The organism is Enterobacter cloacae complex sp. SYL001 (assembly GCF_049237025.1).
In the GTDB taxonomy this organism is placed as follows: domain Bacteria; phylum Pseudomonadota; class Gammaproteobacteria; order Enterobacterales; family Enterobacteriaceae; genus Enterobacter; species Enterobacter intestinihominis.
In genome coordinates this window covers 41,812-67,685 of sequence record NZ_JBMKJI010000007.1, presented here as the reverse complement: position 1 = coordinate 67,685, position 25,874 = coordinate 41,812, and the positions used below count along the sequence as shown (strand labels likewise).

Sequence of the window (25,874 nt, the reverse complement as noted above, 5' to 3'; positions counted from 1 at the left end):
CTTACGGAACAACGATCAGCGGGCCACTGGCCGACCCCGTTGCTCGCCACTGCGGAACGTACATGGACTCGACCATCGGAACAGGCACCTGATAGGTTCCTGGCGTAACGGCACGGGCCAGGTAAACCAGCGTGACCGGCTGACCTTCATTGACCGGCACGGCGGCCACAAAGCGATCGTCGCGGAATTCCATGTGCTGAATATCAGACTGTTGCATCTGATTCAGCAGGTTTAGCACTTCACTGCCGCTGTCCTGCAAGCTGGCGCTGCTGCTCGCCAGATTCTGGTTTTCCAGCTCCAGACCTGCCGGGAGCAGATCCACCACCAGCGCATCCGGTACGTTCTGGCTGGCCTTCACTTCCAGCCACACCAGAACCAGCTCACCGCTCTTAAGTGAAGAGAGCGACTTGCTGCTGCCGTCTGTCGACAGGATATGACGTTCAATCTGCAAGACGTGAGAAGATGGCTGGGGCGCATACTCCGGATAGCCAGTAGTGTCCAGTCGTACCCACAGCGGCGTCGTGCCGGTATTCGTCACCTGCAAGGCACCAGGCTGGTCGCCGTTCAGGTTTTCTACCTGCGCTTTATCACTGCTCTGGGTCTGTTCAGAGAGGGTGGTCGTTGCCTGCCACGCGCCTGACAAGGTTTGCAGTGAACGTCCAGCCAGGAACAGCGCATTGCTCTCCTGGGTTGACAGCCAGCGCTGGCTGAACGCGTCTTCAGATAACGCGTTCAACAGCCTGTTTTGCGCATCCGGCAGCAGCTTGTACTCTTCCAGCAGGGAGAGCATCAGGGCATTATCACGCAGCTGGCTGCCGTAATCCGCCATCCAGTTTCGGCTGTCGTTACGGGGTGTTTTGAGAGCCAGATCCAGCGCCTGCTGGCTGCGCGGTGTATCCCCCATCAGTTTGAGTGCCATGCCCAGCTGCATCAACGGAAGCCCGGAAGCGGCCTGAGCGTGACGCTCCCAGATTTCACGCAATGCACCGAGCGGCGCTTTTTGCTGACGAGCCAGCACCAGCGAAGCATACGCCTGGACAGCAAATTTGCTGGCCTGGGTGTCGTCGCTGTAGCGGATGGACATCATCCCCGGATCCTGTAAATAGCGCAGCAGTCGGCTGTTGGCGTTATTCACCGCCTCGGCAGGCACGCTGTAACCCTGCTCCCCTGCCCGCACCAGGAAGTCCGTGACGTATGCGGTAAGCCAGTACTCTTCCGGGCCGTTTTTATCCCACAAGGCAAAACCGCCATCGTCACGCTGCATTTGCAGCAGACGGGAGATGCCGATATCAATGGCCGCACGGCGTTTATCGTCGGTGTAGCCTTTAATGCCCAACGCCGTAAGCTGTGCCGCGTTGGTGTAGAGGGACGGGAACAGGCCGCTGGTGGTCTGCTCAAGACATCCGTATGGATAGGCCTGAAGTTCACGAATGTAGCGCGCCAGGTTCAAAGGTGGTTTACCGCTGAGCAACAGCTGTCCCTGTAGCGTGGCAGGCGAGAAACCGTCGATATGCTGTGCTGGCGCGCTCCAGGATTCGCCAGGGTTCAGCATCGTGCCCGTATTCACCGTTTGCGCCGGGAATGCGGGGCGTACACCAATTTTCCAGCTCTTCTGCTGCGGCGCAAACGTCTCACCAGGGAGCTGAAGCCCCGTCACCTGAGCAGTTACTTCACCATCGCCATAGCCTTCCAGCGCGCGCACCGGAATAAACAGGGTGCTACGTGCGCCAGGCGGCAGCTTAACCGGCTCTGGCTGAGCGCCTTCGAGCGACAACTTACCGGTTGCGGTTAACGCAATGTTCAGCGTTTGCGGCTGGTCCGTCAGGTTAGTCAGGTCCAGCGTCAGGCGAGAGGTATCGCCACTTGCGAGGAATCGCGGCGTGTTAAGCTCGGTGATAATCGGAGCCGCCACAATGATTTTGCTTTCGCTGCTGCCGAAATCGTCTTCCGTCCAGGCCTGCGCCATCAGACGCAGTTCGCCGTTGAAATCGCCAATCGGCAGCGTGATGGTGCCTTCGCCGTTGGCATCAAGCGTAACCGGCTGCGCCTGCTGGGCAATTATGGTGACATGGTTCACCGATGGCTTACCGCCGCGTTTCAGTTCATCGCCGTCTCCGCCAAAGCGCAGTGCGGCCAGACGTCCCTGACCTTCAATCACCTGGCCGTAAACATCATAGATGTCCGCGCCATAGCGCTTCTGACCGAAGAAAGCTTCCCACGGATCCGGCGTGACGTAGTCGGTAATGTTCAGCACGCCACTATCGACAGCCGAGACCAGCACGTTCACCTTCTGTGGCACAGCCCCCTCTTTTACGCTGGCTTTCACTTTCACAGAAAGCGTCTGGTTCGGACGCATTTTTTGTGGGTTATCAAGTGCGATGCTCAGGCGACGATTTTCGTCCCCCATTGGCAGATGCAGCAGGCCCACCGCCCGTTTTGGCGTGGCGGATTTGGATTTATCGCCAGGACGAACCACCAGCGTGCTGAGATAGAGATCGTGACGTTTCCAGTCCTTGTCCACCGGAATGGCGAGATCCAGACCGTTTGCTGGCACGTCGATCTCTTTCCACCACAGCGGTCCTTCGCTGGATTCGATCATTGCATAGCCCTTGCCTGCGGCCGGCGCTGCAATATGCAGGTTGATGGTATCGCCTGGCTGATAGGATGGCTTGTCCAGTTTCAGCGTCACACGATCCGGGCGAGCAGCACCCGTGCCATCGCTGTTATCCTGCCAGCTGTACCCCGCCCAGAAGCGCACGCTGCTGACCATGTTATCAGGGGCTTTCACTTCCAGACGGTATGAGCCCCACTCCACCGGGAAGGTGACTTTACCGGTTTCATCGGCCTTGAGGTTAAGTTCCTGCTCGCCCTCAACCAGATCTTTTTGATCAAACTGAGACTGCCAGCCCTCGCTCTCGGACCAGTTCCAGAAGTAGTCGCGACGCTCACGGACCAGACGCACCTGCAGACCAGATACCGCTTTTTTCGCCCCGCTGGCATCGGCATAGACGATGTCAAAGCTGGCGTTGCCGTTCTCATCAACAATCGGCTGGTTGACGGTGGTATCGGTGCGGTAGTCGTACACGGCCTTGCTGGCGAACTGTGGGCGGATCCCCGGAAGTTCAGCCGCAGGCCAGATAGCCTGCTCGGCGCGTCGCGTTACCGGACGCCCGCCTGATTCCAGCAGGCTGGCTTGCAAAATCAGTTGCAGCGGCGAGTGCACCTCTTTCCACTGGCTTTCGGTGGTAACCTGTCCGCGCCCCTGTTCGTCCAGCGTAAGCTGCACTTCATCCAGGCTGCGGCTCAGGTTCTCCTCGGCAATATCACCGAACTGGAAGCCAGGCAGTGCAGGCACCGCGTCACGCAGCGGACGCAGGAAAAGCTGGCCTTGCAGAGAATTACCGTTAGCCGGCGCGCCATACAGGTAATAGCCCACAACGTTAAAGTCCACATCCTCCTGCGGGGAAACCGGCGTTTTTTGCCCGGTCAGATTCAGCGCCATACGCTCAGGCATAAAATCTTCGACGTGGAAATCCCACATGCGCTGCTGGTTATCGCCCGTATTCGCGCGAATATGCCACATGCCGGTCTGGGCGCCGCTATCAAGCGAATAGTTGAAGCGATAAAGGCCGTTCTCAGGTTGCACAACGACCGTACGCGCTACCTGGCCGTCCGGACGCAGCACGTCAAGTTTTACCGGCTGCTCGGGAAGCGGTTTGCCATCGCTGTCGCGAAGCAGGCCGTTAAGGATCACCGTTTCACCCGGACGATAGAGATCGCGCGGGCCAAACATAAAGAACTGTTTGCTGTAACCCGGGTTACCGGCGATATCAAACTCCGCCAGATCCAGCGCCGGAAGTTTGAGGTCAAGAAGCGTGGTCTGGCCATCTTTACTGGCCAGGATCAGCGCGGCTTCTTTATCGGTTTCCAGTTTCGCATGACCATCGGCGTCGCTGTTCGCCTCGGCCAGGGTCTGTCCTTTATCGTTCAGAAGGGTAATGGTCACGCCTGACTGCGCCGCACCGTTTTCAAGACTCTGGGTGAAGATGTCCAGGCGGTTATGATAACGGTGAGCGGACAGCCCAATATCACTTAAGGTAAAGAGCGTCGCGGCGTTACTGTAGTTATAGTGACCAGCCTGATTCATCACGGCGATATAGACGCCAGACTGCTGGAGCGGCTTAATATCTTTGAGCGGCAGGAGCAGTTTTTCACGCGTGTTGCGCGCCGGGTTGAGGTCGAAACGGCCGGTGTAGACCAGTTCCGCCATCTTCAGCAGGTTGTCAGATTCCCAGTTGGTCAGCGAGTTACGGTACTCCCACTGGCTGACAAACGAGGCCAACGACTCCGGCTTAACGCGGTAGAAGTTCACGTCCACATTGTTGACGTTGAGCGCCATCACCGGCAACCCTTCCACCACTTTACCCGGCAGCAGCGATCCGCGGCTGGCGAATCCGACCGTCGGTTCAACATCCCGGGTGGTGATCGCTTTTTCATAGTCAATGCCGAATGTCGCTTTGTTCAGCGCCAGCAAATTACGCTCGACGGTGACGACCAGATTACGATTCGGCTCCAGATGGCGCAGGCGCAGCTCTTTCAGATTGGGGGCCAGTTCCCAGGCGCCGTCCACTTTGCCACTTTTTTTATCCACCACATGCACCGTTTTCGCAAAATCCTGGCTGGGATTCAGCGGTACAGAGAAGGTCAGAACCAGTGTCGCAGCACCGTCGAGTTGCACTTCAGAGGCATCCAGCAGCGTCAACGCCTTACCCTGACTCTGCGCGGCCAGCTTAGCCAGCTTTTCAGGATCCGGTTTTGCCGGGGTTTTCTGTGCTGATGTAGTAGACGCTGCGGGGGCAGCGGCCTGAGGTTTGTCATCGCTGTTATCACAGCCGACAAGCGTAAAGGTGGTGAGCAGCGCGAGAGAGATCGCAGCTAAGCGAAACGGTTTCATCCTATGTCCCTGGCCTGAGGGGCCTGTTGGTCGTCGTCCGGATAAGTATTATCCGCAAGTTTCGTTAATACAAAAAGTCCAATTTTATAATCTGGAAAGCGCCTCGCAGAATGGCATCGCGCTCGCATGCGAGGGTGGAACCGCGATCACACAGCGTAACGTAACATGTTACCTTTCGCGTCATTTGTTTTTAAAACAAGAAGATAGCTGGATAAGCTCGCATCATGCCTGCTAGTTTTATGACCATGACGCACCCCGAGTGCGCGGTTCAATAAGAGAGAAAGCCATGAAACGAGCCGTGAACGCCCTACAAAATTTCGGAAAATCACTTTACGGACCTGTACTTATCTTACCTATCGTCGGTCTGTTTATCGCCTTTGGGAATGTGCTGGGTAACGGCAATCTGGCCGAGTACCTGCCGTTTCTCGGCCATCCGCTGATCCAGAGTGTCGGCCAGCTGATCGCCAAATCTGCCGTGTCGGTGCTGGTCAACCTGGCGCTGGTGTTTGCCGTCGGGATCCCCATTGGCCTGGCAACCCGAGACAAAGGCTACGCGGCGCTGATTGGGCTGGTGACCTTTATCGTATTCATTAACGCGATGAACGTGACGTTACAGCTTCAGGGAGAACTGGCCCCTGCAGAGCAGATGAAAGCCGCCGGACAAAGCATGGTTCTGGGCGTACAGGTGCTGGAGATGGGCGTTTTCGCCGGGATCCTGACCGGGGCGCTCTCCGGTTATCTGTACAACAAATATTCCGGTGTCCAGTTTAACGGCGCGATGGCGATATACTCCGGCCACTGCTTTGTCGCGATTGTGATGTTGCCAGTCTCTATGCTGCTCGGCGTGGTCATGAGCGAACTCTGGCCGTACGCACAGCATGGAATAAGCGCCCTGGCGCTGGCGATCAAAGGGTCCGGTCCGTTTGGGGTGGCGATCTACGGTTTCCTTGAACGCATTCTGGTGCCGACGGGCCTGCATCATCTGGTCTATACGCCGTTCCTGTATACCGAACTGGGCGGTACGCAGGAGGTGTGCGGTACGGCTTACCAGGGCGCGCGCAATATCTACTTCGCCGAGATGGCCTGCCCGGACGTGAAGCAGCTCAGCAGCACCGTGGTGTGGGATGCTCGCGGCATCAGCAAGATGTTCGGCCTTCCCGCCGCCGCGCTGGCGATGTACATGACCGCGAAGCCAGAGCGTAAAGCGATTGCGAAAGCCATTCTGATCCCGGCGGCGCTGACCTCGCTGCTGGTCGGCGTAACCGAGCCGATCGAGTTCTCTTTCCTGTTTGTCGCCCCGCTGTTGTTCGTGGTGCATGCGGTGCTGACCGGCATTGGCATGATGCTGTTCACCCTGTTTGGCGTTCACGCCATCGGCGCCAACGGAATTATCGATTTTATCCTCTACAACCTGCCGCTCGGCACGGAAAAGTCCAACTGGCCCATGTACATCGTGGTCGGGCTGATCATGTTCGCCCTTTATTTCGTGGTGTTCCGCTTCCTGATCCTGCGTTTCAACATGAAAACGCCCGGTCGTGAAGATGACGATCGGGAGACGCGCCTCTACAGCAAACAGGAATACCAGGCGAAGGGAAATAACGACGGTCTGGGCGAATCGATCGTCGTCGGTCTGGGCGGTCGGGAAAACATTCAGGTGGTTGATAACTGCTACACCCGCTTACGCGTCACGGTGAAGGACGTCGCCATCATCGACGAACCGCGCCTGAAAGCGACCGGCGCGAAAGGGATTATCAAACAAGGTAACAACGTTCAGGTGGTCTACGGGCTGCATGTCAAAAAAATGCGAGAAGCCGTTGAGACGTTTCTCTGAAAGGAGCTAAAGATGTTAACACCCCCATTCATTCTGTCGATTGCCGGCGGCGGCAGCACCTACACGCCAGGTATAGTGAAAAGCCTGATGGTACGCCTGCACGATTTCCCCCTGGCAGAGATTCGCCTGTATGACATCGACGAGGCGCGCCAGAACACCATTGCGCCCGTGGTGGAAAAGGTCATTCGCGACCACAGCCAGAGCATCAAATTCACGGTCACCAGCGATCCGGAGGTGGCCTTCAGCGGCGCGCATTTTGTTTTTGCTCAGATGCGCGTCGGACAGTACAAAATGCGCGAGCAGGATGAAAAAATTCCGCTGCGCCACGGAGTGGTCGGCCAGGAAACCTGCGGACCCGGCGGGCTGGCATATGGCCTGCGTACGATCCTGCCGATGGTAGAGCTGATCGATAGGGTGGAACGCTACGCGCACGAAAAGGCGTGGATCGTGAACTACTCCAACCCGGCGGCGATCGTCGCTGAGGGCGTGCGTCGCCTGCGCCCCAACGCACGCGTGCTGAACATCTGCGATATGCCTGTCGCCGCGATGCGCAATATGGGCGCCATTCTGGGCGTGGACCGTCATAAACTGGAGGTGGACTATTTTGGCCTCAACCACTTCGGCTGGTTTACCCGCGTGCTGGTGGACGGCGAGGACAAATTACCGGAGCTGCGTAAACATATCGCGAAGTTTGGCCTGCTGACGGAAGATGCGGCAAAAACCGACCCGCAGCACTCGGATCCGTCGTGGGTGAAAACCTGGCGCAACATCAAGCCGATTATGGATAACTTCCCGGAGTACCTGCCGAACCCGTATCTACAGTACTACCTGATGCCGAACCAGATTGTGGAGCATCAGAACCCCGACTATACCCGGGCCAACGAAGTGATGAACGGACGTGAGAAAAAGCTGTTTGCCGCCGCCGAAGAGTACCAGCGCAGCGGGATCTTACCGGACGCCTTCCACGTAGGTGTTCACGGCGAATTTATCGTCGATGTCGCCTGCTCGCTGGCATTCAACCTGCGCCAACGTCATCTGGTGATGGTGGAAAACCGCGGGGCGATTACCAATCTGCCGTGCGATGCGGTGGTGGAAGTACCTGCCTATATCACCTCCGAAGGGCCGGAGCCTGTCCGCGTGGGTCAGGTGCCGTTGTTCCACCAGACGCTCCTGCAACAGCAGCTCGCTTCTGAACAGCTGCTGGTGGAGGCAACCATCGAAGGCAGCTACGAGAAAGCGTTGCAGGCGTTTACTCTGAACCGCACCGTGCCGACCATGGAGCACGCGAAAGCGATTCTGGATGAGATGATCGAAGCCAACCGCGACTACTGGCCAGCGCTGCAAAAGGCATGGCAGGACGGTGAAGCGGTGAAAAAATAGGGGCTTGCTCGCGAGTTGAACGTGGTTAACTTGTCGGTGTCAGAAAAAACACCGACAATCCTTTTTTACGGAAAAGAATGGAGGCAACCATGTCCACCTCATATTTTGTCGCCGCCGACTGGCTGATTGAGCACGGCGACGACCCGGAAGTTCAGATTATCGACGCGCGCATGGCCCCTCCGGGCCAGGAGCATCGTGACGTTCCCGCTGAATATCGCGCAGGGCACCTGCCTGGCGCGGTTTTTTTCGATATCGAAGCTCTCTCCGATCACACCTCTCCCCTGCCGCACATGCTGCCTCGTCCGGAAGCGTTTTCCGTGGCGATGCGCGAGCTCGGCATCAGCAAAGACAAACACCTCGTTGTTTACGATGAGGGTAACCTCTTCTCCGCCCCGCGGGCGTGGTGGATGCTGAAAAACTTCGGCGTGGAAAAAGTGTCGATTCTGGCGGGCGGGCTTGCGGGCTGGAAGCGCGACGAGCTGCCGCTTCAGCAGGGCGACGTGACGCTGCCGGAAGGCGAATTCGATGCCACGTTCGACGCACACGTGGTGAAACGCCTGACCGACGTGCTGGTCGTAAGCCATGAAAAAACGGCCCAAATCGTCGATGCCCGTCCTGCTCCGCGCTTCAATGCAGAAGCGGATGAACCGCGTCCGGGGCTGAAGCGCGGACATATCCCGGGGGCGCTGAACGTGCCGTGGGGCGATCTGGTGTTTGAAGGCGAGCTGAAAACCACCGATGAATTGCGTGCCATTTTTGAACGTCAGGGCGTGGATTTGCATCGTCCGGTTATTGCCAGCTGCGGCTCCGGCGTGACGGCCTGCGTGGTGATCCTGGCGCTGGCAACCCTTGGCGCGAATGACGTGACGCTGTATGACGGCGCCTGGAGTGAATGGGGTGCACGGGACGATCTGCCGGTTGAACCGGCGAAATAATGGATAACCGCCTGGCAACGCTGTTAACACGCGGGTCGTCACTGACCCGCGCGGAGTATCGCGTCCTCGCCCACCTCACTGAGCATCCGCTGCTGGTGGGCAATATCACGGTGCGCGAGCTGGCGCTGGCGACATTTGTTTCCACCGCGACGATTATGCGGCTGTGCCAGAAGCTGGGCTTCAGCGGATTTAGCGAGTTTATCTGGCACTGCAAGCAGCTGCTTTCTGACACGCCGCGGATCACCGTACAGTCTGCGCAACATGCAGAAATGCCCGCGCTTTTTGCCCGGTTTATTGCCAACTATCAGCAGACCTTCCAGTGGGTTACCCAGGACAAACGCCAGCAGTTTGCCAGCCTGCTGCGCCAGAAAGAGAGCTTCTTTCTCTACGGCGCCGGGTTTTCATATCTTTTTGCCGAGTACCTGACCAAGAAGTTGCAGGTGCTGGGAAAAACCGCGTTCATCTCCGGACCGGGGGACAGCCGGAATATTTTTCTCAGCAACGCCGCACGCTATCAGGTATTTATTGCCGTTTCGCGCAGCGGCGAAACGGAGCAGGTGCTGGATAAAGCGCGGATCGCCAAAAACGTCGGCATGACGATCGTCGCGTTTACCCGCGCGTCGGCCAATACGCTGGCAGGTATGGCCGACGTGCATTTTGCCCTCTATGACGAAGCGGTACATTTCGCCGCCGAAGCCGCAGGGGTGACGTCGTTTGAGTCGAATCTGGTGCTGCTGATGGATTTACTGTTGCTGGAAGCAACGGGGTGAAGGTCACCCCGCCGTAATCAGATAATGCGGTTGGTCTTGAGATCGCGCAGGAAGCCGCCCCAGCGACGCTCGTAGAACGGAGTGATGTGCTCGGTAATAAAGTGGCTGATGCCCTGCTCACCTTTCTTCACCTGACAGATATCAATCGGCTCATCGCCCGGGAGCGTGTCGGTCGCTACGCTTCCCGCCGCCTGGATGATCTCCTCAACATCGCCGTCGGCCTCAATCCCAATCAGCAGAACAGGCTTTTCGTCAGCGCTCTCTTTGATGGAGCAGAGGAACGCGCGTTTCACCGGCTTGATGGTTTTAAACAGCGTGGTTAGGGAGTCAATCATCTGCGCGGGCGGCTCGGCCACTTCAGACAGCAGCAGCGTTTCGCCCCCTTCCAGCACCTCCTGGGTGCTGAGCGGGTTGCCTTCTTCACCAATCAGATGGCTGATTTCACGCGGAGTGAACTCTTTCCCGGTCGGCAGTTTGGCATTGAGGAATAGCGTCTGCCCCAGGGTCATTTCGAACAGCGTGCGCACCGGCATCACCACGAACGCCTGTTCGTCTTCTACCGCTTCCTGCAAGGCCTCGAGCGAGGTAAAGAACGGGATCACCGACGTGCCGTCGTCTTTCTCCCAGTGCAGCAGATCCAGGGCGCTGTCTTCGACAACCTGCTCCCCTTCTGCTGCGGTGCCCGGCACCCAGACGGTGGATTTCAGCAGCGTGCGGAAAAAGGCCGGACGGTGGGCGGGCTCGGTCGCCGCCTGCTCCAGCAGGGTTTCTAATTCGTTTTTGGTTTCTGACATAGTTTGGCTACTTCACAATTGCCCGGTGGCGCTACGCTTGCACGGGCCTACGGGTTTTGTAGGCCGGGTAAGCGTAGCGCCACCCGGCAAAAAAGATCACTCAGCCGTCAGCAGGTTCGCCACGGTACGCACACCCAGACCGGTTGCGCCTGCTGACCACTTCTCAACCGCCGCTTTACGGTAGGTTGCGGAGCAGTCAATGTGCAGCCAGCCTTCATGGTAGTTCTCAACGAAGTGAGACAGGAAGCCTGCTGCGGTACTGGCTCCCGCCGGGTACGCCGCGCTCGCGGTGTTGTTCAGCTCGGCGAAGTTAGACGGCAGCTGGCTGCGGTGGAACTCGGCCAGCGGCAGACGCCAGAACGGCTCGTTTTCCGCCGCCGCGCTGGCCAGCAGGCGAGCGGCCAGCTTGTCGTCGAAGCTGAACAGCGCATGGTAATCGTTGCCAAGGGCAGTTTTCGCCGCGCCGGTCAGGGTCGCCATGTCGATAATCAGCTCCGGCTTCTGCGCAGAGGCGTCGATCAGGCCATCGGCCAGCACCAGACGGCCTTCGGCATCGGTGTTCATCACCTCAACATTTTTACCGTTGCGGTAGCGAATGATGTCGCCCAGCTTGAAGGCGTTGCCACTCACCATGTTATCCGCGCAGCACAGGTAGAGCTTCACGCGCTTGTTCAGACCACGGGTGATGGCGAACGCCAGCGCGCCGGTAATGGTCGCCGCGCCGCCCATGTCGGACTTCATGGAGTCCATGAACGCGCTCTGCTTAAGGCTGTAACCGCCGGTATCGAAGGTGATACCTTTCCCGACCAGACAGGCAAAGACCGGCGCTTCTTTATCGCCGGTTGGGTTGTAATCCAGCGCCAGCAGGACCGGAGGACGCTCGGAGCCACGGCCCACGGTGTGGATACCCATGTAATTTTGTTCGCGCAGGTCTTCACCTTTGGTGATGCGGTAGGACATCTTGTCGTCCGCCACGCCGCACAGCAGGTCAACCGCGCGCTGCGCCAGCTGCTCAGGCCCCAACTCTTCCGCCGGGGCGTTGATGGTGTCGCGCACCCAGTCGATAATTTTCAGGCGGCTTTCCAGCTCTTTCTGACCGGCTTCATCGAGGTTCGCCCACTCAATTTTACGGGTGCCTTTCGGGCCTTTGTAACCCGCCCAGAAAGCCCAGCTGCGGTCGGTGTCCCAGCCTTCGCCAGTCAGAGTGACATGCTTAATGCCCAGGCCGTCAATTTTACGCGCGGCGCGCTGGATCAGGCCCAAATCATCGTTACCCGTCAGGTGCAGGGTAATACCGTCGTTATTGATGCTCCAGGTGGCTTTCTCGCCCCAGCGTGCGTCGGCTGGCTGCGTGGAGAGCGTAATCTTCATCGCTTCGGTCATTTTATTTGTCCTTATTAGCAAACGGGCCGCCTGAAGGCAGCCCGTTAAGTGATTTACTCTGCTTCATCTAACCAGACTAACAGAATCGCCTCCAGAATTTTTTCATTGGATGCGTTTGGATCGTCGTCAAAATCCTCTAAATCGCAGATCCACTGATGCATGTCGGTGAATCGTACGGTCTTCGGATCGAGATCCGGGTTCGCGTCGTAGAGCGCTTCGCCGATTTCACGGCTGTCTGTCCACTTCAGTCCCATATTAATGCTCGCGTGCGTGGTTGATGGTGTAGCGTGGGAATTCCACGACCAGATCTTCATCGGTCACCGCCGCCTGGCAGCTTAAGCGGCTGTCTGGCTCCAGACCCCATGCTTTGTCCAGCATGTCGTCTTCGTCTTCGGTGCTCTCGGCGAGAGAATCAAAACCTTCACGCACGATGCAGTGGCAGGTGGTGCAGGCACAGGATTTTTCACAGGCGTGTTCCACTTCGATACCTGCACGCAGGGCTACATCGAGAATGGTTTCACCGGTCTTCGCTTCCAGAACAGCGCCATCCGGACAGAGGTCCGCATGAGGCAAAATAACAATCTTTGGCATATTAAACCTCGTCCACGGACTGGCCTTTCAGCGCGACGCGGACAGATTTGTCCATGCGGCGAGCAGCGAAGTCCTGGGTTTGTTTATCAACGTTTTTAATGGCTTCTTCTATTGCGTCAGCGTCATTGCCTTCGGCGACTACGCTTAAGCGCGCGGCAGCGTCGTCAATTACCTGGCGCTCAGCGGCGCTTAACAGCGCGGCATCGGCAGCAAGCGCGCCGTTCAGGCTTTCCAGCACGCGTGCGGCTTCCACTTTTTGTTCCGCCAGCATACGCGCCTTCACATCCTGCTCGGCGTAGCTCATTGAGTCCTGAATCATGGAGGCGATTTCGCCATCGGTCAGGCCGTAGGACGGCTTCACCTGAATGGACGATTCGACGCCGGTGGATTTTTCCAACGCCGTCACGCTCAGGAGACCGTCCGCATCCACCTGGAAGGTGACGCGAATATGCGCCCCGCCCGCCGGCAGCGCCGGAATTCCGCGCAGCGCAAAGCGCGCCAGAGAGCGGCAGTCCTGCACCAGCTCGCGCTCGCCCTGCATCACGTGGATGGACATCGCGGTCTGGCCGTCTTTGAAGGTCGTAAACTCCTGCGCGCGCGCCACCGGAATGGTGGTGTTACGGGGAATAACTTTCTCCACCAGGCCGCCCATGGTTTCTAAACCCAGAGACAGCGGGATGACGTCCAGCAGCAGCATTTCGCTGTCCGGCTTGTTGCCGACCAGGATATCGGCCTGGATAGCGGCACCCACGGCAACCACTTTGTCCGGGTCGATAGAGGTTAGCGGCGTGCGGCCAAAGAATTCCCCTACGCGCTCACGTACCAGCGGCACGCGGGTTGAGCCGCCAACCATGACCACTTCCAGCACCTCGTTAGCCTCAACGCCCGCATCTTTCAATGCGCGACGGCAGGCCAGCAGGGTACGCTTAACCAGAGGCGCAATCAGTTCGCTGAACTGGTCGCGGGTGATCTCACCCTGCCAGCCTGCGACGTTCACGCTGACGGACTGCGCATCGCTCAGGGCGATTTTGGCGTCGATGGCCGCATCCAGCAGTTCACGCTGGACGCGCGCATCGCTGCGATCGCTGATGCCCGCCTGCTCGCGGATGTAGTCCGCCAGCAGATGGTCGAAGTCATCGCCGCCGAGCGCGGAATCCCCGCCGGTGGCCAGCACTTCGAACACACCGCGGCTTAAGCGCAGGATAGAGATATCAAACGTCCCGCCGCCGAGATCGTAAACCGCAATCACCCCTTCCTGACCGGAATCGAGGCCGTAGGCAATGGCTGCCGCTGTCGGTTCGTTCAGCAGACGCAGCACGTGCAGGCCCGCCAGACGCGCGGCGTCTTTGGTGCCCTGACGTTGTGCATCGTCGAAGTAGGCCGGAACGGTGATTACCACGCCGTCCAGATCGCCACCGAGCGTCGCCGTCGCGCGCGCCGCCAGCGCTTTGAGGATGTCAGCGGAAACACGAATCGGGTTCAGCAGACCGGCAGATGTCGCAATCATCGGCAGGCCGTTTTCGCTGGCCTGTAACTGGTACGGCAGATGCGGATAACGGGTCTGGATATCCGCCAGCGAGCGGCCCATCATGCGCTTAACCGAGCTGATGGTGTTAGCCGGATCGCGCGCGGCATTGGCGCGGGCATCAAAGCCGACAGCGTGACCCTGCTGCTGGTAGTGGACCACGGAAGGCAGCAGATGGCGGCCCTGCTCGTCAGCCAGCGTTTCCGCCTGGCCGCTACGCACGGTCGCCACGAGAGAATTGGTGGTGCCCAGGTCAATACCGACCGCCAGACGACGCTGGTGCGGTGCGGCGCTTAAGCCTGGCTCACTAATTTGTAATAAGGCCATAATTGCTTCCGAAATTAAAAATCGAGCAGCTTTTCTTCGAGTTGTTCAGCACTGCTTCGCAGTTTATCGAGAAAACGGAGTTTGCGCACAGTGTCTGCCGCCACGTCCCAGGTCTCGTTGTTCAGTTGCTCAACCATCTGCTGATGGCGGGTATCGAACATGCCCTTTACGCGCTGGAGAAAACGTTCCAGACGCGCTTCGTCTTTAGCCTGTTCAATTTCATCCAGCTCTTCGCGAAGCTCCAGCTGCTCCATCAGAAACGCGGTGTCGCGCACGGTATGCTGTTCGCTCGCCAGATCAAAACCGTGGAGCGAGAGCAGATATTCTGCACGCGCCAGCGGATGACGCAGCGTTTGCCAGGCCTGGTTGATGGTTGCGGAGTGTGATACCGCAGCCAGCTGCTCTGCCTGCGTCCCGCTGGCGAATTTATCCGGATGGTACTGACGCTGGAGATCCTGAAAACGGATCGTCAGCGCCTGGAGATCAATCGGGTATTGAGCGGGTAGTGCGAAGAGAGTGAAGTAATCCATAACAATCTCAGGGGTAGCCTGTTAGAACAAACCCCACGCGTAGCACAGCCACGGTGGGGTTATACCTTCTTACTTCGCGCTGCAGATGCGTTGTCTGCGCTCGTTCACCCCAGTCACTTACTTAAGTAAGCTCCCGGGGATTCACTCGCTTGCCGCCTTTCTGCAACACGAATTAATCGGTATAACAGCGGAACGCGGTTAAACGTGGAAGCTTTCGCCGCAACCACACTCGTCTTTGACGTTCGGGTTCGTAAATTTGAACCCTTCGTTCAGGCCTTCTTTTACAAAGTCCAGCTGAGTGCCGTTGAGAAATTGCAGGCTTTTGCCATCGACCACCACCTTCACGCCCTTGTCTTCAAACACGGTGTCATCAGACGCCGGTTCGTCAACAAACTCCAGTACGTAAGCCATACCAGAACAGCCGGAGGTACGTACGCCCAGTCGCAGGCCAAAGCCTTTACCACGGTTCGCCAGAAAAGAGCTTACTCGCGCGGCAGCGCTGTCGCTAAGGGTAATCGACATACTCAAACCTCAATTATTTTGCTTCACGTTTGCTTTTGTAATCCGCAATGGCGGCTTTGATCGCGTCTTCTGCCAGAATTGAACAGTGAATTTTCACCGGCGGCAGTTCGAGTTCTTCAGCAATGTCCGTGTTTTTGATTGCCTGTGCTTCGTCCAGAGACTTGCCCTTCACCCACTCGGTGACCAGGGAGCTGGAGGCGATAGCAGAACCGCAGCCGTAGGTCTTGAAGCGCGCGTCTTCAATGATACCTTCATTGTTGACTTTAATCTGCAACTTCATCACGTCGCCACACGCTGGCGCGCCAACCATACCGCTACCGACAGATTCGTCGCTGTTGTCAAAAGAGCCAACGTTGCGCGGGTTCTCGTAATGATCGATAACTTTTTCGCTGTATGCCATGATTGAATTCTCCTTATGTACCGATTAGTGATGTGACCATTCAATGCTGTTCAGATCCACGCCCTGCTTGAACATTTCCCACAGTGGAGAAAGGTCGCGCAGACGGCCGATGGAGTTACGAACCAGTTTGATGGTGTAGTCAATCTCTTCTTCGGTAGTGAAACGACCTAAAGAGAAACGGATAGAGCTGTGCGCCAGCTCGTCAGTCATGCCCAGCGCACGCAGCACGTAGGATGGCTCCAGGCTTGCAGACGTACAGGCAGAACCGGAAGAAACGGCCAGGTCTTTCAGCGCCATGATCAGCGACTCGCCTTCAACATAGTTGAAGCTGACGTTGAGGATGTTGGGCGCGCCCTGCTCGAGATCGCCGTTCAGATAGACTTCTTCCATATCCTTCACGCCGTCCCAAAGACGGTTACGCAGCGTACGCAGGCGTGCCATCTCGCTTTCCATCTCTTCTTTCGCGATGCGATACGCTTCGCCCATCCCCACGATCTGGTGAACAGGCAAAGTACCGGAACGCATGCCGCGCTCGTGACCGCCGCCGTGCATCTGTGCTTCGATGCGGATACGTGGCTTACGACGAACGTACAGCGCGCCGATCCCTTTCGGGCCATAGATTTTGTGACCGGAGAAGGACATCAGGTCCACTTTCAGATGGCTCAGGTCAATAGGCAGTTTGCCCACGCTCTGGGTCGCATCCACGTGGTAGATGATGCCGCGCGCACGGCACATTTCGCCGATGGTGGCGATGTCCTGCACAACACCGATTTCGTTGTTAACGTGCATGATGGAAACCAGAATGGTGTCATCACGCATCGCCGCTTCGAGCTCTTTCAGGTCGATGATCCCGTTGCTCTGCGGCGCCAGGTAAGTCACTTCGAACCCTTCACGCTCCAGCTGACGGCAGGTGTCCAGCACGGCTTTGTGTTCGGTTTTGCTGGTGATGATGTGCTTGCCTTTTTTCTGATAAAAGTTGGCTGCACCTTTGATCGCCAGGTTGTCGGATTCGGTCGCACCGGAGGTGAAAACAATTTCACGCGGGTCGGCACCGACCAGGTCAGCAATCTGATTACGGGCGATATCAACCGCCTCTTCAGCATGCCAGCCAAAACGGTGTGAACGGGAAGCTGGGTTACCAAAGTTTCCGTCCAGGGTCAGACACTGCATCATTTTCTCGGCAACACGCGGGTCCACCGGCGTGGTTGCGGAGTAGTCGAGATAAATCGGTAATTTCATTGCTCTATAAACTCCGTACATCGCTTCAATGCAAGGAATCAGGCAACCGGCTGGATGTACGACCGAGTACGCGGGGTGTGACCACCCCGGCCTGATTCTGAATACTTATCTTTTTAATTACGCGCGCAGTTTAACGTCGATGGCGTCCTGCGTGCGGGTGCTGCGTTGTGAATCCTGACTGTGCTGACGACCAGAAACATCCAGAACTTCCTGGTTATTAACCAGCTCACCCAGGGTGATGTTATTCAGGAAGCCGGTCAGACGGTCGCTCAGATCGCGCCACAGCGCGTGGGTCAGGCATTTATCGCCGCCCTGACAGCCGCCTTTGCCCTGGCAACGGGTCGCGTCAACGGATTCGTCAACTGCGCTAATCACTTCGCCAACCGCAATACTGCCCGCGTCTTTACCCAGGAGATAACCGCCGCCCGGGCCACGAACGCTGGACACCAGTCCATTTTTACGCAGTCTGGAGAACAGCTGTTCCAGATAAGAGAGGGAGATCCCCTGTCGTTCAGAAATATCAGCCAACGGAACCGGGCCCGCTTCGGAGTTGAGCGCAACGTCCAGCATCGCGGTCACGGCATAACGCCCTTTAGATGTCAGTCTCATGTCTTACTTAACCTCAAACTCGCCCCTGCCCGGGGTTTTTTATTGTAAAATGGGGGTATTGCATAGCAGGGCCAAGTCTGACATTCCTGACTAAATTGGTCAACTATTTACTTGACTGTTTTAGTCAGGTATTTAACCTTCTGTGCCTTCATAACAAAGGTGCGGACTGATGCCCTCACCTCGGCCCTCTCCCACAGGGAGAGGGAAAAACACACTGCACTACTACTCTTTATTCTTCTGCTCAATCGACGCCAGGATCCCGCGCAGGATGTTCAGCTCCTGGCTTTCCGGGCGCGCCCGGGTGAACATACGGCGCAGCTTGTTCATCACCTGCCCTGGATGGCCTTCACGGATAAAGCCGGTAGAGAGCAGCGTCTGCTCCAGGTGGCCGTAGAAGCGCTCCAGATCGTCCACCAGCGGGTAGGCCGTCTCTTCTTTAGGTTCGACCGGTTTTTCCTGCGTCGCCAGCCATGCCATGCGCACTTCGTAGGCAATCACCTGCACCGCCATCGCCAGGTTCAGCGAGCTGTATTCCGGGTTGGCGGCAATCGCCACGTGGTAGTGGCACTTCTGTAGTTCCTCGTTGGTCAGGCCAACGCGTTCGCGACCAAACACCAGCGCAACCGGCGCCTGCTCCGCTTCTGAGATACTTTTCAGGCCGCATTCGCGCGGGTCCAGCATCGGCCAGGGCAGCGTACGGGAGCGCGCGCTGGTCCCCACCACCAGACTGCAACCGGCCAGGGCTTCGTCCAGGGTGTCCACAATCTGTGCATTCCCAATCACGTCGCTGGCGCCGGCCGCCAGCGCAATAGCCTGAGAGTCTGGTTTCACCAGCGGATTAACCAGCCACAGGTTCGTTAAGCCCATGGTTTTCATAGCGCGGGCCACAGAGCCCATGTTGCCGGTGTGCGATGTTTCAACCAGCACGATTCGAATGTTTTGCAGCATAATTTTTAGATGTCTGGATTCAGTGTCTGAAGAATATTCGGGCATATTATCATAAACGAGAGACATAATCCGATCCCGCTGCTATACTCTGCGCCGATTTTCCTGTTCTTTAACATCCAGTGAGAGAGACCGATGCATCCGATGCTGACCATCGCCGTGCGCGCAGCGCGCAAGGCGGGTAATGTAATTGCCAAACACTACGAAACCCCAGACTCCGTAGAAACCAGCCAGAAAGGCAGCAATGATTTCGTGACTAACGTCGATAAAGCCGCCGAAGCGATTATTATCGAAACGATCCGCAAATCTTACCCGCAGCACACCATCATCACCGAAGAAAGCGGTGAACATGAAGGTACCGATCAGGATGTTCAATGGGTTATCGATCCACTGGATGGCACCACCAACTTCGTTAAGCGCCTGCCACACTTCTCTGTGTCTATCGCAGTACGCATCAAAGGCCGTACTGAAGTCGCCGTTGTTTACGATCCAATGCGTAACGAACTGTTCACCGCGACCCGCGGTCAGGGCGCGCAGCTGAACGGCTACCGTCTGCGCTGCAGCAATGCACGCGATCTGGACGGCACGATTCTGGCGACCGGCTTCCCGTTCAAGGCGAAGCAGCACGCAACCACTTATATGAATATCCTCGGCAAACTGTTCACCGAATGCGCGGACTTCCGTCGCACCGGCTCTGCTGCACTGGATCTGGCCTACGTGGCGACCGGCCGCGTTGACGGTTACTTTGAGCTGTCTCTGAAGCCGTGGGACTTCGCGGCGGGCGAGCTGATCGCACGTGAAGCTGGCGCGATTGTTTGTGACTTCACCGGCGGCCATAACTATATGTCTACCGGCAACATCGTTGCAGGTAACCCGCGCGTTGTTAAAGCCATGCTGGCAAACATGCGTGAAGAACTGAGCGATGCGCTGAAGCGTTAATCCAGTCTGTTAAGCCCGGTGGCGCTACGCTTACCGGGCCTACAAACCCCTCAGGTATGGCTAAAAAGGCCGCAACCCCCTTCCCACCGGCACCGCACTTATCCACATCGTGACCGCAGCCACCAGCAGAATCACCCCGCCCGCCAGCGCAAGCGTCGTCCAGCCAACCTGTCGCCACAATACCGGCGTTTTATTGCCGCTGAGTTTTACCGCCAGCTGACGGAAGCTGTGCACCAGCAAGGCTAACGAAGAGATAGTCAGAGATGTTCCCGCCGCCATCGCCAGCGCCGAGATCATGCCCCAGCCAAATACACCTATCACTTTGCTGAACAACAGCACCATGATTGCGCCCGAGCATGGACGCATCCCCATTGAGAGAACAATCATCAGGCGCGCACGCCAGTCGTCACCATTCTGTAATTGTTCCTGCGTCGGCAGATGCTGATGCCCGCACCCGCAGTTTTCATGGTGAAGGTGATGCGGCGTAAAGATTTTGAATTTTGGTTTTTGCAGCAACGCGCGCAATTTTTTCAGCGCCCGCCAGCAGAGAATCAGCCCCAGTAAGCCTACCAGCGCGTAACTTCCCTTCTCCAGCCAGAAGCTGCTCATATGCAGCTGGCGGGCCGGGAGCTGTAGCAGCGAAAGGACGACCACGACCAGCGCAATTGCCACACCGCCCTGAAGTAAAGAGGAAGCCAGCGTCAGGCCGATACTCGATTTCAGATTCGACGGATGGGTGGCAAGCCAGGTCGTGATGACGATTTTGCCGTGCCCCGGCCCCAGGGCATGCAGCACGCCATAGATAAAGCTGAACGCCAGAAGAGAGCCGCCCGCTTTGGACGGATTTTCCGCCACGGCTTTCAGCAGCCCGCTCATCTGCTGATTAACTTCCCGCTGCCAGAGGATACTTTTCATCATCACCTGCGGCCATGCCTGCCACAGCCAGAGCGCGCCGCCAGACGCTAACAGCAAAAAGAGCGCCAGAGGCCAGAGGTGCAGCCAGCGACGCGGCTTACTGACGGGGGAGGAGATCACTGACATTGTAACGTCACCTCCTGCGCAAACTGTTTTCCTAATTCCATGTCTTCTGGAGGCGCATCTTCTTTATCAAGGGAAACGGCAAAGTTCAGCGTCTCTTCACTGGGCGTCGGCGTGTGCACGGCAATTTTGCAGCTTTTTTGCAATATTTCTGGCAACTGTACGTCGCTGTCCTGGGCGTAATGCATATCGACATAGTAGGTTGGGTCAAACGTGGAAAACCTGTACTTCTGCCCGGCCAGCGGCTGAGGGTGCGCCAGCGGAAGGATAAACGTCAGCACCGCCTGATGGCCGTCGCGGGTCATACCGTACTCCGTGGGACGGTTAAGAAATTTCACCTTTTGTCCGTTGTGCCAGAACTCGGTGAAGTAGTGCTGACCCAGCACGTTGGCCATGACTTCCGCCGCCAGCTTTTTCCAGATCTCGTCGCCGGGCTTTGCGTTTCCGGCATCGTACAGCAGGTCGGCGGAGGTGATTTCATCCATCGTCCAGCGCATCTTCAGGCCGCTGAGCTGTGTGCCGTCCGTCACCAGTTCGGTTTTCAGGCTGATAAAGCTGTGAGGATGTGCGCTGGCGGCGGAGGTGATAACCGCCAAAAATAACGCTGTCACGCTTTGTTTAACTGTTTGCATCAATTCCTCACGTCAAAAATTCTGTGATGTTCGCCAGCAATCCTGAATGAAAGGCCTGCCGGCGCGCTTTTCAGCGCCCATCCTTTAGCTATTCTTATCAAACATTCACACTGGATACCCGACAGATGATGACGACGCTTGAAATTCCATCTGTGCTTTCCAGTTCGCAGCGCCGTTGCCAGGTGCTTTTGATGCTTTACCTGCCCGATGCTGCCGTCACCGCACAGAGCATAATCGCTGCCAACGGCGTGGACGACGTCCTGGCACGGCAAGATATAGCCGAGACGCGCGATGAAATCCAGCGCTATCATCGGCTTGATATCGTCACGCACCATGACGGTTGCTACCGTATTGAGGGCTCCGCCCTGAATCAGCGTTTGTGCCTGCTGCACTGGCTGCGCAGGGCGCTTCGGCTGTGTCCACATTTTGTCGCCCAACAGTTTACCCCTGCCTTAAAAACCGCGCTCAAACAGCACGGCATTGCCCGCCCGCTTTATGACGATGCGAACCTTCGGGCGCTTATCAACTTTTGCGCGCGCAAGCTTCAGCGCCAGTTTGAGTCCCGCGACGTACAGTTTTTACAGCTTTATCTGCAATATTGTCTTATTCAGCATCATCTGGGCAATACGCCGGAGTTTTCAACCGTTCAGCGCAGCTGGACGCAATCGAGAGGGGAATACTTTACGGCGCAGGAAATTGTCCGTCACTGGAAACGGCGCGTCCCGCAGGGAACGCACAGTGATGAACAGCTGTTCCTGGCGCTGCTGTTTATGATGCTCCGCACACCCGACCCGGTACTGGATAAACACCAGCAGGATCAGCGCCTGCGTCGGGCCATCGTGCGTATGATTGCCCGTTTCCGGGCGCAAACCGGGATGAACTTCAGCGATGAGCAAGGGCTGACCGATCAGCTGTATATTCATCTGGCTCAGGCGCTGGACCGCTCCTTATTTGACATCGGCATCGACAACAGTCTGCCGGAAGAGATCCACCGTCTATACCCCCGGCTACTGCGCACCACTAAAGAGGCGCTGTTTGAGCTGGAAGCCGAATTTGGCCTGCGATTCTCCGGTGAAGAGATGGCTCTGGTGGCGGTGATTTTTGGTGCCTGGCTGATGCAGGAAACCGATCTTCATGAAAAACAGGTGGTCCTGTTAACGTGGGAAGATAAAGCCTGCGAGGAGTTAATTGAGCAGCAGCTTCGCGAGCTAACGCTGCTGCCGCTCAATATTCGTTATCTTAGCCTGGAAGCGTTTAAGAAGGAGGGCGCCCCCCGCGAGGCGGCGCTGGTTATTACGCCTTATCCAACCGCTCTGCCGCTGTTCTCGCCGCCGCTCATTCATGCCGTTGAGACCCTGAACACGCAGCAGCAGGAACATATTCGCGTTATGCTCGAATCCTAGTTACGTGCGAGCAGCGACTTTAGGGCGGATGACAATGGCCGGCAAAGCGACCAGCGCCATCACCCAGAACACACCGTGGCCCAGGTGCTGATAGAGGAAACCGGCAAATACGGTCATCACCGCAATACTGCCGCCCATCGCCACCGCTGAATAGACTGCCTGAAGACGAATAACGTCCCCACCCTCTCGCGCCGCGATATAGCGCATCGCCGCCAAATGGCAGACGGTGAAGGTTCCGCAGTGCAGAATTTGCGCCACAATCAGCCACGGCAGCTCCGTCGTCCAGCCCATGATGCCCCAGCGCGCTACGCCGCAAACGGCGGAAAGCAGCAGCAGGTCACGCGCCCCGAAACGACGGAACAGTTTTTGGCTCAGCGCGAAGATAATGACCTCCGCTACCACGCCGAGTGACCACAGGTAGCCTACCGCAGAAGCCGAGTAGCCCGCCCCCTGCCAGTAGATGGCGCTGAAGCCGTAATAGGCCGCATGCGCCCCCTGAAGCAGACAGACGCAGGCCAGGAAACGCCAGCTTTGCGCCACCAGCGAGCGCCAGGCGGGCCAGCCAGCGCTCTCCTGATGGCGGCTTTCGCCCTGCGGCATCACCGACGGACGCAGCAACATACCGAGCAGCATCGAGGCGATGCCGAGCGTTAACAGGGCCAGAATGGCGCGATAGTCATAGAGGCTGACCAGTTTCCCGACCAGCGCAGAGCCAATCACGAAGGCAATCGATCCCCACAGGCGCACGCGGCCATAGTCCATGGTGATCTGCTTTTGCCAGGTGTTCGCCAGGGCATCCGTCAGCGGCACCAGCGGGGAGAAGAACAGATTAAAGCCAACCATCACCACCATCAGCCAGGCAAACTGGTGGCTGACCCAGAAGCAGGCCGCAAAGACCAGCGTCAGCAGGGCCAGAATACGCACGGCTTTAATCAACAGAGAGGGATCGCTGACGCGGGGCGCTATCAGCAGGCTACCCAGGAAACGTGCCACCAGCCCCGCGCCCAGCAGGATGCCGATGGTCTCAGGCGTCAGACCAATTCCCTTGAGCCAGACGCTCCAGAAAGGCAAAAAAATACCGTAACTAAAGAAATAGGTGAAATAGCTGAGCGCCAGCCAGCGCGTGGAATGCAAGACCATGAATCCCTCCCGAAATGGAGGCGATAGTCTGGCGTTAATCCCTGACTTTAGCAAGTCGTTAGCGCGCTATAAATTAACTAAAAATTAACATCATCACCAGCCGTACAGCGTATGGCGAGAGCGGTAAAACTGTATTACGTTTATAAGACATCGCCTGAAGAGGTCGTTTGCCATGAACAGCTTACGTTATTTCGATTTCGGATCCTCTCGTTCTCTCCTGCTTTTAATTGCCCGCATTGCTATCGTGGTCCTGTTTATTATTTTCGGTTATCCCAAGCTGACGGGGTTTAGCGGCACCGTTCAGTACATGACGTCGCTCGGCGCCCCCATGCCCATGCTGGCCGCGATTATTGCGGTGGTAATGGAAATCCCCGCCGCGATTCTGATCGTTCTGGGCTTTTTTACCCGCCCCCTCGCGGTGATCTTTGTCTTCTATACGCTGGGGACGGCGGTGATTGGACACCACTACTGGGATATGACGGGCGATGCGGTCCTGCCAAATATGATTAACTTCTATAAAAATGTGAGTATCGCTGGCGCCTTTATTTTGCTGGCGATTACCGGGCCGGGGGCCATCTCCCTCGACCGACGTTAGCCCATAAAAAAAGGCCGCATAAGCGGCCTTTTTCAGTTCTGAAACGCACAGAATTATGCGTACACCGGGAAGCGTGCGCAGATGTCCAGAACTTTACCTTTAACGCGCTCGATAACCGCGTCGTCATTGATGTTGTCCAGAACGTCACACATCCAGCCCGCCAGCTCTTTTACTTCAGCTTCTTTAAAGCCGCGGCGAGTGACAGCCGGAGAACCGATACGGATACCGGAGGTCACGAACGGGCTCTTCGGATCGTTTGGCACGCTGTTTTTGTTCACGGTGATGTTGGCGCGGCCGAGGGCTGCGTCAGCTTCTTTACCGGTCAGGTTCTTATCAACCAGGTCCAGCAGGAACAGGTGGTTTTCAGTCCCGCCAGAGACCACTTTGTAGCCACGGTTCAGGAACACTTCCACCATCGCTTTGGCGTTTTTAGCAACCTGCTGCTGATAAACCTTGAACTCTGGCTCCATCGCTTCTTTCAGCGCGACGGCTTTCGCGGCGATAACGTGCATCAGCGGGCCGCCCTGGGCGCTTGGGAACACGGCGGAGTTCAGCTTTTTGTACAGCTCTTCGTCACCGCCTTTCGCCAGGATCAGCCCACCGCGTGGACCCGCCAGGGTTTTGTGGGTGGTGGTGGTCACAACGTGCGCATGTGGAACCGGGTTCGGGTAAACGCCTGCCGCAATCAGACCGGCAACATGCGCCATGTCGACGAACAGGTACGCACCGATGCTGTCAGCGATTTCACGCATTTTTGCCCAGTCAACGATGCCGGAGTAAGCAGAGAAGCCACCGATGATCATCTTCGGCTTGTGCTCTTTGGCCTGCTTCGCCATGTCTTCGTAGTCAATTTTACCGGACTCATCAATACCGTAAGGGATGATGTTGTACAGTTTGCCAGAGAAGTTAACCGGGGAGCCGTGAGTCAGGTGGCCGCCCTGCGCCAGGTTCATACCCAGAACGGTATCGCCCGGCTGCAACAGCGCGGTGTAAACAGCGAAGTTAGCCTGAGAGCCAGAGTGCGGCTGGACGTTCGCGTAGTCAGCGCCAAAGAGTTCTTTCGCACGGTCAATCGCCAGCTGCTCAACGATATCAACGTATTCGCAACCGCCGTAGTAGCGCTTGCCCGGATAACCTTCAGCATATTTGTTGGTCAGCTGAGAACCCTGCGCCTGCATCACGCGCGGGCTGGTGTAGTTTTCGGAGGCGATCAGTTCGATGTGCTCTTCCTGACGTACTTTTTCCTGCTCCATAGCCTGCCACAGTTCGGCATCATAATCGGCAATGTTCATTTCACGCTTTAACATCCGCATCTCCTGACTCAGCTAACAAGTAAATTTTTGGCCTGAAAAGGCAGTCCTGTTGGACGACGGGCAACAGTATAACTGAATA

The 25,874-nt window shown here is 57.1% G+C and carries 23 protein-coding genes; 7 read left to right on the top strand and 16 right to left on the bottom strand.

The window, feature by feature from the left end; translation table 11 throughout:
- Nucleotide 1: 1 nt before the first annotated feature.
- Nucleotides 2-4,954 (bottom strand): alpha-2-macroglobulin family protein, encoded by a 4,953-nt coding sequence (locus tag ACOTZP_RS09460; RefSeq protein WP_271086659.1) that lies wholly within the window; start codon nt 4,952-4,954, stop codon nt 2-4.
- A 286-nt stretch (nt 4,955-5,240) separates the two neighbouring features.
- Here ACOTZP_RS09460 and ACOTZP_RS09455 point away from each other — a divergent pair, with 286 nt between their 5' ends.
- The 4 genes from ACOTZP_RS09455 (at nt 5,241) to ACOTZP_RS09440 (ending at nt 9,870) form a co-directional block, all read left to right on the top strand.
- Nucleotides 5,241-6,785, top strand: coding sequence for a PTS transporter subunit EIIC (locus tag ACOTZP_RS09455; RefSeq protein ID WP_038416508.1), 1,545 nt, complete (start codon nt 5,241-5,243; stop codon nt 6,783-6,785).
- Between the two features lie 12 nt (nt 6,786-6,797).
- Entirely contained in the window at nt 6,798-8,165 is a 1,368-nt protein-coding gene (locus ACOTZP_RS09450; RefSeq protein ID WP_271074813.1) for a 6-phospho-alpha-glucosidase, read from the top strand.
- Between the two features lie 89 nt (nt 8,166-8,254).
- Nucleotides 8,255-9,100 (top strand): 3-mercaptopyruvate sulfurtransferase, encoded by an 846-nt coding sequence (gene sseA, locus ACOTZP_RS09445; RefSeq protein WP_063138181.1) that lies wholly within the window; start codon nt 8,255-8,257, stop codon nt 9,098-9,100.
- On the top strand, nt 9,100-9,870 hold the full coding sequence (locus ACOTZP_RS09440; RefSeq protein WP_023300717.1) for a MurR/RpiR family transcriptional regulator: 771 nt from the start codon (nt 9,100-9,102) through the stop codon (nt 9,868-9,870). The genes sseA and ACOTZP_RS09440 overlap by 1 nt, the downstream gene beginning before the upstream one ends.
- Nucleotides 9,871-9,887: 17 nt before the next feature.
- Here ACOTZP_RS09440 and sseB read toward each other — a convergent pair whose 3' ends face one another.
- From sseB to trmJ, 11 genes are all read right to left on the bottom strand, one after another.
- Nucleotides 9,888-10,664, bottom strand: a complete 777-nt coding sequence (sseB, locus tag ACOTZP_RS09435) for an enhanced serine sensitivity protein SseB (RefSeq protein WP_271074814.1) — start codon at nt 10,662-10,664, stop codon at nt 9,888-9,890.
- A gap of 96 nt (nt 10,665-10,760) precedes the next feature.
- Nucleotides 10,761-12,047, bottom strand: coding sequence for an aminopeptidase PepB (gene pepB / locus ACOTZP_RS09430; RefSeq protein ID WP_271074815.1), 1,287 nt, complete (start codon nt 12,045-12,047; stop codon nt 10,761-10,763).
- Nucleotides 12,048-12,100: 53 nt separating this feature from the next.
- Nucleotides 12,101-12,301: a Fe-S cluster assembly protein IscX gene (gene iscX / locus ACOTZP_RS09425; RefSeq protein ID WP_003860650.1), complete on the bottom strand. Its 201-nt coding sequence runs from the start codon at nt 12,299-12,301 to the stop codon at nt 12,101-12,103.
- Between the two features lies 1 nt (nt 12,302).
- On the bottom strand, nt 12,303-12,638 hold the full coding sequence (fdx, locus tag ACOTZP_RS09420; RefSeq protein ID WP_003860652.1) for an ISC system 2Fe-2S type ferredoxin: 336 nt from the start codon (nt 12,636-12,638) through the stop codon (nt 12,303-12,305).
- 1 nt (nt 12,639) lies between these two features.
- On the bottom strand, nt 12,640-14,490 hold the full coding sequence (gene hscA, locus ACOTZP_RS09415) for a Fe-S protein assembly chaperone HscA (protein ID WP_271074816.1): 1,851 nt from the start codon (nt 14,488-14,490) through the stop codon (nt 12,640-12,642).
- Nucleotides 14,491-14,504: 14 nt separating this feature from the next.
- On the bottom strand, nt 14,505-15,020 hold the full coding sequence (hscB, locus tag ACOTZP_RS09410; protein ID WP_063849990.1) for a co-chaperone HscB: 516 nt from the start codon (nt 15,018-15,020) through the stop codon (nt 14,505-14,507).
- Nucleotides 15,021-15,218: 198 nt separating this feature from the next.
- Nucleotides 15,219-15,542 carry an iron-sulfur cluster assembly protein IscA gene (iscA, locus tag ACOTZP_RS09405; RefSeq protein ID WP_003860659.1) on the bottom strand — a complete coding sequence of 108 codons (324 nt, stop codon included), beginning with the start codon at nt 15,540-15,542 and terminating at the stop codon, nt 15,219-15,221.
- A 13-nt stretch (nt 15,543-15,555) separates the two neighbouring features.
- Nucleotides 15,556-15,942, bottom strand: coding sequence for a Fe-S cluster assembly scaffold IscU (gene iscU, locus ACOTZP_RS09400; protein WP_003860661.1), 387 nt, complete (start codon nt 15,940-15,942; stop codon nt 15,556-15,558).
- Between the two features lie 24 nt (nt 15,943-15,966).
- A complete protein-coding gene (gene iscS / locus ACOTZP_RS09395; RefSeq protein WP_271074817.1) occupies nt 15,967-17,181 on the bottom strand; it encodes a cysteine desulfurase in 1,215 nt (404 codons plus the stop codon).
- Between the two features lie 117 nt (nt 17,182-17,298).
- Nucleotides 17,299-17,790 (bottom strand): Fe-S cluster assembly transcriptional regulator IscR, encoded by a 492-nt coding sequence (gene iscR / locus ACOTZP_RS09390; RefSeq protein ID WP_003860665.1) that lies wholly within the window; start codon nt 17,788-17,790, stop codon nt 17,299-17,301.
- Nucleotides 17,791-18,012: 222 nt separating this feature from the next.
- Nucleotides 18,013-18,738: a tRNA (cytosine(32)/uridine(32)-2'-O)-methyltransferase TrmJ gene (gene trmJ / locus ACOTZP_RS09385; protein ID WP_015572157.1), complete on the bottom strand. Its 726-nt coding sequence runs from the start codon at nt 18,736-18,738 to the stop codon at nt 18,013-18,015.
- Nucleotides 18,739-18,870: 132 nt separating this feature from the next.
- Here trmJ and suhB point away from each other — a divergent pair, with 132 nt between their 5' ends.
- Nucleotides 18,871-19,674: an inositol-1-monophosphatase gene (suhB, locus tag ACOTZP_RS09380; RefSeq protein ID WP_022649020.1), complete on the top strand. Its 804-nt coding sequence runs from the start codon at nt 18,871-18,873 to the stop codon at nt 19,672-19,674.
- 60 nt (nt 19,675-19,734) lie between these two features.
- Here suhB and ACOTZP_RS09375 read toward each other — a convergent pair whose 3' ends face one another.
- Complete coding sequence (locus ACOTZP_RS09375; RefSeq protein WP_271074818.1) at nt 19,735-20,715, bottom strand: nickel/cobalt transporter; 981 nt, start codon at nt 20,713-20,715, stop codon at nt 19,735-19,737.
- Nucleotides 20,706-21,344: a DUF1007 family protein gene (locus ACOTZP_RS09370; protein ID WP_022649022.1), complete on the bottom strand. Its 639-nt coding sequence runs from the start codon at nt 21,342-21,344 to the stop codon at nt 20,706-20,708. The genes ACOTZP_RS09375 and ACOTZP_RS09370 overlap by 10 nt, the downstream gene beginning before the upstream one ends.
- Before the next feature lie 125 nt (nt 21,345-21,469).
- Between ACOTZP_RS09370 and csiE the strand changes: the two genes are divergently transcribed.
- Nucleotides 21,470-22,747, top strand: coding sequence for a stationary phase inducible protein CsiE (gene csiE, locus ACOTZP_RS09365; protein WP_421633697.1), 1,278 nt, complete (start codon nt 21,470-21,472; stop codon nt 22,745-22,747).
- Here the strand turns inward: csiE and ACOTZP_RS09360 are convergent, their stop codons facing one another.
- Nucleotides 22,748-23,887 (bottom strand): 3-phenylpropionate MFS transporter, encoded by a 1,140-nt coding sequence (locus ACOTZP_RS09360; protein WP_003860673.1) that lies wholly within the window; start codon nt 23,885-23,887, stop codon nt 22,748-22,750.
- Nucleotides 23,888-24,059: 172 nt separating this feature from the next.
- Between ACOTZP_RS09360 and ACOTZP_RS09355 the strand changes: the two genes are divergently transcribed.
- Nucleotides 24,060-24,482: a DoxX family protein gene (locus ACOTZP_RS09355; protein ID WP_038416512.1), complete on the top strand. Its 423-nt coding sequence runs from the start codon at nt 24,060-24,062 to the stop codon at nt 24,480-24,482.
- Nucleotides 24,483-24,535: 53 nt separating this feature from the next.
- Here ACOTZP_RS09355 and glyA read toward each other — a convergent pair whose 3' ends face one another.
- Nucleotides 24,536-25,789, bottom strand: coding sequence for a serine hydroxymethyltransferase (glyA, locus tag ACOTZP_RS09350; RefSeq protein WP_003860678.1), 1,254 nt, complete (start codon nt 25,787-25,789; stop codon nt 24,536-24,538).
- Nucleotides 25,790-25,874: the final 85 nt, after the last annotated feature.

Excerpts from the sequence above, each read along its gene's own strand:
- iscA (WP_003860659.1), bottom strand. The coding sequence starts at position 15,542 with ATGTCGATTACCCTTAGCGACAGCGCTGCCGCGCGAGTAAGCTCTTTT.
- ACOTZP_RS09360 (WP_003860673.1), bottom strand. The coding sequence starts at position 23,887 with ATGGTCTTGCATTCCACGCGCTGGCTGGCGCTCAGCTATTTCACCTAT.
- ACOTZP_RS09355 (WP_038416512.1), top strand. The coding sequence starts at position 24,060 with ATGAACAGCTTACGTTATTTCGATTTCGGATCCTCTCGTTCTCTCCTG.
- glyA (WP_003860678.1), bottom strand. The coding sequence starts at position 25,789 with ATGTTAAAGCGTGAAATGAACATTGCCGATTATGATGCCGAACTGTGG.
- sseA (WP_063138181.1), top strand. The coding sequence starts at position 8,255 with ATGTCCACCTCATATTTTGTCGCCGCCGACTGGCTGATTGAGCACGGC.
- ACOTZP_RS09370 (WP_022649022.1), bottom strand. The coding sequence starts at position 21,344 with ATGCAAACAGTTAAACAAAGCGTGACAGCGTTATTTTTGGCGGTTATC.
- hscA (WP_271074816.1), bottom strand. The coding sequence starts at position 14,490 with ATGGCCTTATTACAAATTAGTGAGCCAGGCTTAAGCGCCGCACCGCAC.
- ACOTZP_RS09440 (WP_023300717.1), top strand. The coding sequence starts at position 9,100 with ATGGATAACCGCCTGGCAACGCTGTTAACACGCGGGTCGTCACTGACC.
- csiE (WP_421633697.1), top strand. The coding sequence starts at position 21,470 with ATGATGACGACGCTTGAAATTCCATCTGTGCTTTCCAGTTCGCAGCGC.
- iscX (WP_003860650.1), bottom strand. The coding sequence starts at position 12,301 with ATGGGACTGAAGTGGACAGACAGCCGTGAAATCGGCGAAGCGCTCTAC.
- iscS (WP_271074817.1), bottom strand. The coding sequence starts at position 17,181 with ATGAAATTACCGATTTATCTCGACTACTCCGCAACCACGCCGGTGGAC.
- ACOTZP_RS09375 (WP_271074818.1), bottom strand. The coding sequence starts at position 20,715 with ATGTCAGTGATCTCCTCCCCCGTCAGTAAGCCGCGTCGCTGGCTGCAC.
- ACOTZP_RS09450 (WP_271074813.1), top strand. The coding sequence starts at position 6,798 with ATGTTAACACCCCCATTCATTCTGTCGATTGCCGGCGGCGGCAGCACC.
- trmJ (WP_015572157.1), bottom strand. The coding sequence starts at position 18,738 with ATGCTGCAAAACATTCGAATCGTGCTGGTTGAAACATCGCACACCGGC.
- ACOTZP_RS09455 (WP_038416508.1), top strand. The coding sequence starts at position 5,241 with ATGAAACGAGCCGTGAACGCCCTACAAAATTTCGGAAAATCACTTTAC.
- sseB (WP_271074814.1), bottom strand. The coding sequence starts at position 10,664 with ATGTCAGAAACCAAAAACGAATTAGAAACCCTGCTGGAGCAGGCGGCG.
- iscU (WP_003860661.1), bottom strand. The coding sequence starts at position 15,942 with ATGGCATACAGCGAAAAAGTTATCGATCATTACGAGAACCCGCGCAAC.
- fdx (WP_003860652.1), bottom strand. The coding sequence starts at position 12,638 with ATGCCAAAGATTGTTATTTTGCCTCATGCGGACCTCTGTCCGGATGGC.
- iscR (WP_003860665.1), bottom strand. The coding sequence starts at position 17,790 with ATGAGACTGACATCTAAAGGGCGTTATGCCGTGACCGCGATGCTGGAC.
- pepB (WP_271074815.1), bottom strand. The coding sequence starts at position 12,047 with ATGACCGAAGCGATGAAGATTACGCTCTCCACGCAGCCAGCCGACGCA.
- hscB (WP_063849990.1), bottom strand. The coding sequence starts at position 15,020 with ATGGATTACTTCACTCTCTTCGCACTACCCGCTCAATACCCGATTGAT.
- ACOTZP_RS09460 (WP_271086659.1), bottom strand. The coding sequence starts at position 4,954 with ATGAAACCGTTTCGCTTAGCTGCGATCTCTCTCGCGCTGCTCACCACC.
- suhB (WP_022649020.1), top strand. The coding sequence starts at position 18,871 with ATGCATCCGATGCTGACCATCGCCGTGCGCGCAGCGCGCAAGGCGGGT.